Origin of the sequence: Streptomyces sp. NPDC059224 (assembly GCF_042754285.1) — a bacterium.
Classification (GTDB): Bacteria; Actinomycetota; Actinomycetes; order Streptomycetales; family Streptomycetaceae; genus Streptomyces.
On sequence record NZ_JBHZAN010000041.1, the window covers coordinates 67,778 to 77,788 of the forward strand.

The window sequence follows — 10,011 nt, forward strand, 5'->3', positions numbered from 1 at the left end:
GATGTCGCAGATGCCCCAGCAGGCCGCACCGGCGAAGTGCCCGAGCTGCGCGGAGCCGCTCGAATCGGGTGACCTGTTCTGCGGTGCGTGCGGGTACGACCTGTCGGCCGTGCCCGCCGCGTCGCAGGACCACCCGACCCTCACCATGGGCGCCTCCGGCGTGGCCTGGCCACCGCCCGAGCCGGACAGCTCCGGTCCGTCGGCGGCCCCGCATCTGCCGACGGACCTGCCCGGCACGGACTCGGGCGGCAAGCCGCTGCCGGGTTCGCCGGCGCACGGTTCGCCGTCCGCGCCGGATTCGCCGCCGCCCGGTTCACCGGCGTCGCCCGCCTCCGGGGTGCGTTTCGACCGGCCGCCGAGGCCCGACGACGACTACGCGCTGCAGGCGCCGGACCCGCGGGTGGCCGCCTCCGCCACGGAGAGCGCCGAGACCACCGAGCTGCCGAAGGTGTGTGTGGCCTGCCGGGCGGGCCGGGTCGACGACGACGGCTACTGCGAGAACTGCGGGCACGCCCAGCCGCGCGAACGCGACCACATGGAGCAGGAGTCCGGCCCGGTGGCCGCCGTCAGCGACCGCGGGCTGCGCCACCACCGCAACGAGGACGCCTTCACCGTCGGTCGCGCCGCGCTGCCCGACGGCACCCCGGCGCTGTTCGCGGTCGTCTGCGACGGCGTCTCCTCGGCGACCCGCCCCGACGAGGCCTCGCTGGCCGCCTCCCGGGCCGCGAGCGAGGCCCTGCTGGCCGCGCTGCCCCAGGGCACGCACCCGCAGGCGGCGATGCACGAGGCGATCGTCGCGGCCTCCCAGGCCGTCAACGCCCTCGCCGAGGAGCCCCCGGCGGCCCGCGAGCACACCCCGCACCAGAACGCACCGGCGTGCACGATCGTCGGCTCGGTCGTCACCGCGGGCCTGCTGGTGGTCGGCTGGGTCGGCGACAGCCGGGCCTACTGGGTGCCGGCGGACCGCGGGGCGCCGTCGGCCCGGCTCACCGAGGACGACTCCTGGGCGGCACAGATGGTGGCCGCGGGGCTGATGAGCGAGGCCGAGGCGTACGCCGACGAACGGGCCCACGCGATCACCGGGTGGCTCGGCGCGGACGCCTACGAACTGGAGCCGCACACCGCTTCCTTCAAGCCGGACCGGCCTGGTGTGGTGGTGGTGTGCACGGACGGTCTGTGGAACTACGCGGAGTCGGCGGAGGAGATGTCCGAGGTCGTCCCCGCCGACGTGGCCCTGCGGCCGCTGCACGCGGCCCGGGTCCTGGTCGGCCACGCGCTGGACGGCGGGGGCCACGACAACGTAACAGTGGCGCTGCTCCCGTTCCCGGCACCGCCGCAGGGGGCAGGATCCGCCTGAGGCCGCCGCAAAACGGCCGTAAACGGGAACGAGACGTACAAGGAAGCACCCGCGGACCGGAGGGGACCGGTCCGCACATCGCCAGCACCCACCACGCGTGGGGTGGAGGGGGACCAGAGCAGTCATGGCCAATTTCTCGAAGTCGAACGTGCCGCAGTTCTCGGTGGACGTCTACCAGAACGAGTACCTGCCGGACGGCGGCCGCGAGGTCAACGCCATCGTCACGGTGACGTCGACCGGCGGCGGCACCGTCGGGAGCGCGGCCGGGACGTCGTACGCGCCCGGGCAGGGGCCGGCCGCCGGGGTGGCGATCATGGTCGACTGCTCGGGTTCCATGGACTATCCGCCGACCAAGATGCGCAACGCCCGGGACGCCACGGCGGCCGCCATCGACACCCTGCGCGACGGCACCCATTTCGCGGTGATCGGCGGCACGCACGTCGCCAAGGAGGTCTACCCGGGCGGCGGCCGGCTCGCGGTGGCCGCCCCCGCCACCCGGGACCAGGCCAAGCAGGCGCTGCGCAGGCTGAGCGCGGGCGGCGGTACGGCGATCGGGACCTGGCTGCGGCTGGCCGACCGGCTGCTGTCCTCGGCGGACGTCGCGATCCGGCACGGCATCCTGCTCACCGACGGCCGCAACGAGCACGAGTCGCCGGAGGACCTCAGGGCCACCCTGGACTCCTGCGCCGGACGGTTCACCTGTGACGCCCGCGGGGTGGGCACCGACTGGGAAGTGAAAGAAGTCACAGGGATAGCCTCCGCACTCCTCGGCACCGCGGACATCGTCGCCGATCCCACGGGCCTGGCCGCCGACTTCACGCGGATGATGGAGACGGCGATGGGCAAGGAGGTCGCGGACGTCGCCCTGCGGCTGTGGACCCCGGTCGGCACGACCATCAAGTTCGTCAAGCAAGTGGCCCCCACAGTCGAGGAGTTGACCGGCCGCCGCACGGAGGCCGGGCCGCGCGCCGGGGACTACCCGACCGGCTCCTGGGGCGACGAGTCCCGGGACTACCACGTCTGCGTGGAGGTCCCGACGGCGGGCCTCGGCCAGGAAATGCTCGCCGCCCGGGTGTCGTTGGTGGTCCCGCAGTCCGACGGAAGCGTCCAGAACCTGGGCGCGCAGGGACTGGTCAGGGCGGTGTGGACGGACGACATGGTCGCCTCGACCTCCATCAACCCCCAGGTCGCCCACTACACCGGGCAGGCCGAACTCGCGCGAGCCATCCAGCAAGGTCTCGATCTGCGCAAAGCGGGCGATATGGATGGAGCAACGGCAAAACTGGGGCGGGCGGTTCAGCTCGCCAGCGCCTCGGGGAACGCCGATACTGCGAAACTCCTTGCGAAGGTGGTGGACGTGGTCGACGCCGCGACAGGTACTGTGCGACTGAAAGCGAAGGTTGCGGAGGCCGACGAGATGACTCTCGAAACACGGTCCACAAAGACTGTTCGTGTAAAGAAGTGACCTGGCAGCACCCGCAGGACACCCAGACAGGCTCAGGACGAACCTGACAGAGAGGGAACCACCGACATGCCGACCTGCCCGAACGGACACCAGTCGGGTTCCGACGACTGGTGCGAGGTGTGCGGTCACCGCATGGCCGGTGCCGTGCCCCCGCCGCCCCCGCCCACCGCCGGCGGCGGCTACGGCTTCCCGCCGCCGCCCGGGCCCGGCGCCCAGGCCGGCGGCCGCCACCTGTCCGCCGTGCCGAACGCGCACGAGCCGGAGCTGTGCCCGCAGTGCCGTACGCCCCGGGAGGGCGGTGCGCCGTTCTGCGAGGAGTGCCGCTGGAACTTCCTGACCAACACGGCCACCTCGTACACCCCGGCCGCGCCGCGCCCGCCGGCCGGCGGCGGTCCGGCCGCGCCGACCTTCCGGCCACCGGCCCCGCCGTCGTACGGCGGCAACACCGACTCGTACGAGTACCAGGGTTCGCGCCCCTCGCAGATGAACCGCCCGGCCGAGCCGATCCCCTCCTTCGGCAGCGAGCCCTCGGGCCCGACGCCGTTCGCGAACGAGCGCGCCGGCGGCCCGTCGGGCCCGCCCGGGCCCCCCGCGTTCGGCAACGACCGCGGCCAGTCCGGACCGCCGGCGTTCGGCGGCAACGACCGCGGCCAGTCCGGTCCCCCGGCGTTCGGTGGTGAGCGGGGCCAGTCCTCGCCGCCGCCCTTCGGCGGTGAACGGGGCCCCTCCGCTCCGCCCCCGTCCTTCGGCGGCGCTCCGGGCCAGAACCCCGGCGGCCCGTCCGCCTTCGGCAACGCCCCGGGCGCCGGCCCGGCCGCCGGGCCCTTCACCCGCGACCCCTCCGCCGGCCAGGCCGCCGGGCCCTTCGGCGGCGGCGACCCGTCCCGGCCGCCGGTTCCGCCGCCGCCCGGCGGTCCCGGCGCACCCGCCGGTGGCGCTCCCGGCGCCTTCCAGCAGTCGGCTCCGCCCGCGCCGCCCGGCTTCCCGCAGGAGACCGGCAGGCCCCCGGCCGGCGGCCCGCCCTTCGGCGGCGAGGACGACTGGGTGATCTCCCCGCCGGCGGCCGGCCCCGGCGCACCCCCGGCCCCCGCCCCGGGCGGCCGCGCCGGCGGCTACGGCTACCCGCAGCCCGGCACCCCCGCCGGTCCCGGCTTCCCGCGGGCCCCCCAGGGCCCGGCGACCTGGACGGCGACGATCGGGCCGGACCGCGAGTACTTCATGGCGATGATGCAGCGCTCGGGCCCGGAGGCGGCCGGCCTCAACCTGCCCGCCTACTCCCCCGAGCAGCAGCGCACGCTGGCCGGCAACCAGGTCACCATCGGCCGCCGCCGGCACTCCACCGGTGACACCCCCGACATCGACCTGTCGGTGCCGCCGGAGGACCCGGGCGTCTCGCACCAGCACGCGGTCCTGGTCCAGCAGCCGGACGGCAGCTGGGCGGTCGTCGACCAGAACTCGACGAACGGCACGACGGTCAACGGCGGCGAGGAGCCGATCCAGCCGTTCGTCCCGGTGCCGCTGCAGGACGGGGACCGGGTGCATGTCGGCGCCTGGACGACGATCACGGTTCGCCGGGGCTGAGCGGCAGCACCCGTACGGGACTCAGACCGGGAGCGGCCAGACGAACGGCCCCTCCCGGTCGTCCAGCCACACCCACTCCCCGTCCTGCGCCACCGTGACCCCGTACCGCTCCCGTCCGGGCATCCCCGCCCACTCCCACACCTCGTAGGCCTCCCGAGGGCTCAGCACCCCCTGGGTCAGCTCCATCAGGAACTGGAACAGCTCGTCCTCGAGGGCCCGGGGCGGCACCGCGCCCACATCGCCCCGGGCCGCCCGCGGTACCCCGCGAAGCGGCACGAAGAACGCCGCCGACGGCAGGAACCGGCCCTCGGCACACCCCCGTCCGCGCACGGTCAGCGCGAGCAGCCCGGTGGCCACCGGCGCGAGGATCCGGGCCCCCGCCGCACACTGCGCGACCCACGCCCGCGGTACGCCCGGCAGCGCGCAGGTCGCGATGATCCGGTCGAACGGCGCACGCTCCGGCACCCCCCGCGCCCCGTCCCCGGTGACGACGGCCGGCCGGTGCCCGGCCGCGGCCAGATGCCGCCGCGCCGACTCGGCGATCTCCGGATCGACATCCACCGTGGTGACGAGGTCGTCCTCGCCGAGCCGGTGAGCCAGCAGCGCCGCGTTGTAGCCGGTCCCGGCGCCGATCTCCAGCACCCGGTCGCCGTCGGCCACCCTCAGCGCGACCAGCATCCGCGCCATCAGCGAGGGCTGGCTGCTGGAGGAGATCAGCTGGCCGTCGCGCAGCCGGGTGGCCAGCGGAACGTCCTCGTAGGCACCCCGCACCCAGCGTTCCCGGACCCCGGGATCCGCGCTCTGGCCCCACCGGCGCTCATAGCCGTGCGCCCCGGCGACGTAGTAGTACGGCACGAACAGATGCCGGGGCACCGCTTCGAAGGCCTCCCGCCACACCGGATCCGCCGCCCAGACCCCCTCGGCGTCGATCTCCCGCACCAGCTCGGCCCGCGCCGCCGCGGCAAGCCCCTCGACGTCCGGAACATCCGGAACGTCCGGGACATCGGGGACATCGGCGATGTTCGCTTCGTGGGCGTCCATGCGTCCACCCTAGAGCCCCGCCCCGCACCGGGTCCTAAGCCTCGAGTCCTCGGTCACCGCGTCTGAGACCATGGAGGGGTGAGAGAGATTCGGCGCGGCACGCTTCAGGAGAAGACCTTCTACGAGCAGGTCGGCGGGGAGGAGACCTTCCGCCGACTGGTCCACCGTTTCTACGAGGGCGTCGCCGGGGACCCGCTCCTCAAACCGATGTACCCGGAGGAGGACCTGGGTCCGGCCGAGGAGCGGTTCACCCTGTTCCTCATCCAGTACTGGGGCGGCCCCACGACGTACAGCGACAAACGCGGCCACCCCCGGCTGCGGATGCGGCACGCCCCCTTCACCGTGGACCGGGCCGCGCACGACGCCTGGCTGGGGCACATGCAGGTGGCCGTGGACGAACTGGGCCTCTCGGAGGAGCACCGGGAGACCCTCTGGAACTACCTCACCTACGCGGCCGCCTCGATGGTGAACACCCCGGACTGAACGATCTGCGCAACGCCACAGAAACCTCCCTGACCGTGGCGGCGAATGTGTCGTACGGCGGTCGCACGGCCATCGGTATCGACGTACGGACGGAGCGCGGCGGATTTTCGACGGGCAGCCGCTGACCCGCGTGAACGCCGACCTGAAGTCCGTACCTACCGCCAATCCGCCGTGCCGATCGTCGAGTTACTCACAGACGCGGGTGAATCGCCTCTTCGATCAAGAGATCGTCTCGACTGGCTCGATCACTAAGGGCTGTCCCGTAATCCCCGGCGGGCGCACGACGACAGCTACGGCACCTCGCAGCGTTGTCGGGCTCGCCCGAATACGCCCAGTATGAGGACGACCCTCCGCCTTGCGATGCACCGTATCTGACGCCGCGCGCTGATCCACCAGGGATTACGGGACAGCCCTTAGGCTGGCGGCCTGTAATGACGATGATGGAGCGGCTGGTGCGGGATGGGTTGTGGGAGTTGTTCCAGCGGGTGGTTCCGGCCCCTCCGGTACGGGCCTAGGGTGGTGGCCGACGCAGGTATGGAGACCGGCAGGTGCTGGCGGCCATCATCTTCGTGGCCACGACGGACTGCACGTGGCGGCAACTGCCGCTGGACTCGGCCCGTCCGCGCAACGACGCTTCACCGAGTGGAGCCGGGCCCGAGTGTGGGGGAAGCTCCATCGCCCAATCCTGGACGAACTTGGCGCCCGCAGCAGCCTGGACAGGTCGCGGTGCGCGATCGACTCGGTCAACATGCGGGCACCAAAAGCGGGGATCTGACGGGTCCGAATCCCGTAGATCGCGGCAAGAAGGGATCAAAGATCCACTTGATCACAGAACGGACCGGTCTGCCGCTCTCCATCGGCATCTCCGCCGCGAACACCCACGATAGCCAGGGGCTGGAGCCACTCGTGCGAGGTATCCCACCTATCCGCTCCCGGCGCGGACCGGCGACGACGGCCAGCCAAGCTCCACGGTGACAAGGGCTACGACTACGATCACCTGCGCCGATGGCTCCGGTCTCGGAACATCACCCCGCGCATTGCTCGCAAGGGCATCGAGCCCTCCCAACGGCTGGGCCGCAACCAGTGGACTGTGGAGCGAACAGTGGCTTGGCTGACCGGCTGCCGCCGCCTGCATCGTCGCTACGAACGCAAGGCGGAGCACTGCCTGGCCTTCGCGGGGATCGCTGCCGCCCTGGTCTGCTATCGCCGACTGGACGGGGCGGCCAATTCACACGGCGCCAAGAAAGCCCGGATCAACGCCGTCGAACTGTCGGCATGAGTCCCGGGCGACGCCAAGCAGCTCTCTCATGGATACGGCGCGGCGGCTGGCAGCGGAGATGTCCTGGCGCGCCTCGGCAGACCACAACGGCGGGAACAGTGACAGGCCCTGATGACCGTCCAGCGCCCGGACCTCCTCGTGCCAGCCGGGCCAGCGCAGATCGGCGTAGAACTCATCAAGCGCCCCGGACACCAGCCAGGCCAGCGACGTCGAGCAGGTCGCATCGATGCGCTACCCGCATATCGAGATGACCTCTAAGTGGGCGATACGCAAGCTGATGTCCGGTTCGTGGCTCGATTGAGTGAGGTTGGCGGGCCAGGTATTCGCGTGAGGAGTGAGCGTGCCAGGCCGGGCGAACATGTCCACCGATCCGGAGTGAGTCCGGGCCGTGAGCACGACGAAGTGTTGTGGCACGATCCCCGTTGTGGATGACCGAACGCATGACGTTGACTGGTCCGGCTTGTTCCATGCCTCGGGACCTGCCAGCGACACGCCGCGGCACCTGGCAGCTCTCCTCGGCGAGGATGTGCGGGCTTCTGTCGACGGGTACTCGCACCTGTGGTCGGCGACGCTTCGCCGCGAGGGCAAGGCATGGCCTGCGACGGCGCCCACCGCGATGCTTGTCGCCGATCTCCTGGACAACCCGCTGCTGGGGCTCGACGATCCCTCGCTGCCCGATGCCATGCTCGCCTATCTGTACGGGGTCGGCGCCGCCGCCGACCTCGGCGACCAGGCGACGGAGATCCGTGCTCGGGTCCAGGACCGCGCGCCGGAGTTGCGGGGCTGGACGGTCGAGTACGTGGCAGCTGATGCGGATGGCCGGGCCCGGATGTGGCAGGACGGCACAGGGCTGGGTGAACTCGTTCTCGATCAGGCGGCGCTGGCCTGCTTCGACGTGGTTCCCGTGCTGCTGCAGCGAGCACTGCCGTACCTCGCGTCGGAACGTGCCAGGCGCAGGACATGTGCAGCCGCAGCGGTTGGCGTACTGGCGCGGCATCCCGCGGCCTCCGCGCAACGTTCGGAGCTGCTGAAACAGTTGACGTCGATGGCCCTGGTCGCCGATTCCTCGCATGACCTGGCGACGATGGTGATCGCCATCGGCCACCTCGGCGGCGACACGCGCCCCTGGCTGACTGACCCGCATGCAGGCATTCGGGTCTGCGCGGCCCTGGCGCCCGACCGTGCCGCCAACGACACAGCAGAGCACGTGCTCATGGAACTGGAGCGGTCGCCGCAAGCGTTTAACAAGTCCTTCGGCGACATGGCTCCGCCCCTGCAGCTCCAGTTCCAGTCGCTCCAGGACTTGCTCGCAGGGCGACGCGCGAGCTGATGCCCGATGTCAGCGACCGAGGTTACGGTCGCGGCAAGGTGAACAGCCCCTGCTCGGTTTCCGTCAGGATCCCGCGGTCGGCCAGCCGCTTGAGTTTCAGCCGGACGTTGTTGACGTTGTTGGGCGCGATCTCCAGATCCATCGCCTCGCAGACCGCCCGTGCCCGCAGTGGGGCGTCGGCCGCGGCGAACACCGCCATGATCTGCTGGTAGGCCGGATGGTCCGGCAGTTTCGCGGCCGGCGGCGTCGGCGGGGATGGATCAGGGAGCGCCAGCAGGGTCTTGCGGGTGATGCGTACTTCCTCGGCGAGCCGGTCGAACTCCTCCAATTGCGCGGCGAGTTCCGCGATACGTCCTCGCGTGGCCTCGGCCTGCGCGGCGATCTCGCGCTCTTGCTCCTCCAGGTGCGCCAGCACCGCTCCCAAAGTCAGGTCGCTGCCGCTCATGCGCCGCGCCAAGTGGGAGCGGAGGTCGCGGTGAGCATCCGGGTCATCCGGTCGCTTATGGCTCAGTACACCCTCGACTCGGCCGAGGCGGGCCGGTGCTCGTAGTCCCGTACCAGCCTGCGGTGCAGCATCATGATCCCGTTCACCTGCTCCACCACCCACCTCTTGGGCTGCGGGACGAACCCGCTGGCTGCCGGGTTGCGCTCGATGACTTCGACGTCGATGCCCACCATCTGCCCGTGGTCGACGACGGCGGTCTTGAACCCCTGGTCCACCAGGGCCTTGTGCACCGTGTCGGTGTCGGCGGCGACCTTGTCCAGCAAGGCGATGCCGGCGACGTTGTCGTGCGCGGAAGCGGCCAGTACCACCACCGCGATCACCAGACCGAGAACATCAACTGCCAGGCCGCGTTTGCGGCCTGGGACTTTTTTGCCGCGTCCCTTCCGGTGGTGTCGGCGGGCACCCCGGCGGCCGCGTGCAGGCTCTGGGTGTCGAGCACCAGCAGGCTCGGGTCGGCCTTGCGCCCCCGGCTCTCGCGGACCTGCCAGCGCAGCAGGTCGTGGATGGTCTGGTCGGTGCCGTCGTCGCGCCACTTGTAGAAGTAGTACTTCACCGCTCCGACCGGGGGCAGGTCGTGGGGGAGGTAGTCCCACTGGCAGCCGGTACGGGACTGGTAGAGCAGGGCGTTGACGATCTCCCGCATCTCGTAGGCGCCCTGGTGGCCGCTGACGGAGGGATGCTGAGCCTTCCAGGAGGCGATGACGGGTTCGATCAGGGCCCACCGCTCATCGGATAAGTCGCTCTTGTAGGGCTGGCGATCGCTCACGAGGAACACTCCAGCACGACAGGACCCCCCCGATCAGCCCCGATACGCCTGCGCCACACGTTCCAGCGACAACAAACGCAGCATCACGCCACATACCGCCCTCTAACCTCAATACCAGTGACTTAAGGGATGGGGTCTCTGTTTCGGGGGTTGCTGGGCGGTGGGTTGATCGGGGCGGTGCGCCAGTGGGGGGCGATGGTCACG

8 protein-coding genes and 2 pseudogenes are annotated in these 10,011 nt (G+C 71.3%); 6 read left to right on the top strand and 4 right to left on the bottom strand.

Annotated elements, in window-relative coordinates; translation table 11 throughout:
- Position 1 precedes the first annotated feature (1 nt).
- The 3 genes from ACFXI4_RS36305 (at position 2) to ACFXI4_RS36315 (ending at position 4,403) form a co-directional block, all read left to right on the top strand.
- Entirely contained in the window at positions 2–1,357 is a 1,356-nt protein-coding gene (locus tag ACFXI4_RS36305) for a PP2C family serine/threonine-protein phosphatase (protein WP_384999356.1), read from the top strand.
- Positions 1,358–1,481: 124 nt separating this feature from the next.
- Entirely contained in the window at positions 1,482–2,822 is a 1,341-nt protein-coding gene (locus tag ACFXI4_RS36310; protein ID WP_384999359.1) for a VWA domain-containing protein, read from the top strand.
- A gap of 66 nt (positions 2,823–2,888) precedes the next feature.
- Positions 2,889–4,403, top strand: coding sequence for an FHA domain-containing protein (locus ACFXI4_RS36315; RefSeq protein WP_384999362.1), 1,515 nt, complete (start codon positions 2,889–2,891; stop codon positions 4,401–4,403).
- Positions 4,404–4,424: 21 nt separating this feature from the next.
- Here the strand turns inward: ACFXI4_RS36315 and ACFXI4_RS36320 are convergent, their stop codons facing one another.
- Positions 4,425–5,444, bottom strand: a complete 1,020-nt coding sequence (locus ACFXI4_RS36320) for a methyltransferase domain-containing protein (RefSeq protein WP_384999365.1) — start codon at positions 5,442–5,444, stop codon at positions 4,425–4,427.
- A 78-nt stretch (positions 5,445–5,522) separates the two neighbouring features.
- Between ACFXI4_RS36320 and ACFXI4_RS36325 the strand changes: the two genes are divergently transcribed.
- The gene (locus ACFXI4_RS36325) at positions 5,523–5,927 is read left to right on the top strand and encodes a globin (protein WP_384999368.1); all 405 of its coding nucleotides are present in this window, start codon (positions 5,523–5,525) and stop codon (positions 5,925–5,927) included.
- A gap of 437 nt (positions 5,928–6,364) precedes the next feature.
- Positions 6,365–7,206: pseudogene (locus ACFXI4_RS36330) on the top strand (IS5 family transposase).
- On the opposite strand, the gene ACFXI4_RS36335 reads toward ACFXI4_RS36330, so the two are convergent.
- Positions 7,156–7,434: a DUF2625 family protein gene (locus tag ACFXI4_RS36335; protein WP_384999402.1), complete on the bottom strand. Its 279-nt coding sequence runs from the start codon at positions 7,432–7,434 to the stop codon at positions 7,156–7,158. The pseudogene ACFXI4_RS36330 and the gene ACFXI4_RS36335 sit on opposite strands and share 51 nt — an antisense overlap.
- Positions 7,435–7,594: 160 nt before the next feature.
- Here ACFXI4_RS36335 and ACFXI4_RS36340 point away from each other — a divergent pair, with 160 nt between their 5' ends.
- Positions 7,595–8,536: a hypothetical protein gene (locus ACFXI4_RS36340; protein ID WP_384999370.1), complete on the top strand. Its 942-nt coding sequence runs from the start codon at positions 7,595–7,597 to the stop codon at positions 8,534–8,536.
- 22 nt (positions 8,537–8,558) lie between these two features.
- Here ACFXI4_RS36340 and ACFXI4_RS36345 read toward each other — a convergent pair whose 3' ends face one another.
- Positions 8,559–8,981: a hypothetical protein gene (locus tag ACFXI4_RS36345; RefSeq protein ID WP_384999373.1), complete on the bottom strand. Its 423-nt coding sequence runs from the start codon at positions 8,979–8,981 to the stop codon at positions 8,559–8,561.
- Positions 8,978–9,807: pseudogene (locus tag ACFXI4_RS36350) on the bottom strand (IS5 family transposase). The gene ACFXI4_RS36345 and the pseudogene ACFXI4_RS36350 overlap by 4 nt, the downstream one beginning before the upstream one ends.
- Between the last annotated feature and the right edge of the window lie 204 nt (positions 9,808–10,011).

Coding starts and splice junctions, on each gene's coding strand:
- ACFXI4_RS36305 (WP_384999356.1), top strand. CDS start 2: ATGTCGCAGATGCCCCAGCAGGCCGCACCGGCGAAGTGCCCGAGCTGC.
- ACFXI4_RS36310 (WP_384999359.1), top strand. CDS start 1,482: ATGGCCAATTTCTCGAAGTCGAACGTGCCGCAGTTCTCGGTGGACGTC.
- ACFXI4_RS36315 (WP_384999362.1), top strand. CDS start 2,889: ATGCCGACCTGCCCGAACGGACACCAGTCGGGTTCCGACGACTGGTGC.
- ACFXI4_RS36320 (WP_384999365.1), bottom strand. CDS start 5,444: ATGGACGCCCACGAAGCGAACATCGCCGATGTCCCCGATGTCCCGGAC.
- ACFXI4_RS36345 (WP_384999373.1), bottom strand. CDS start 8,981: ATGAGCGGCAGCGACCTGACTTTGGGAGCGGTGCTGGCGCACCTGGAG.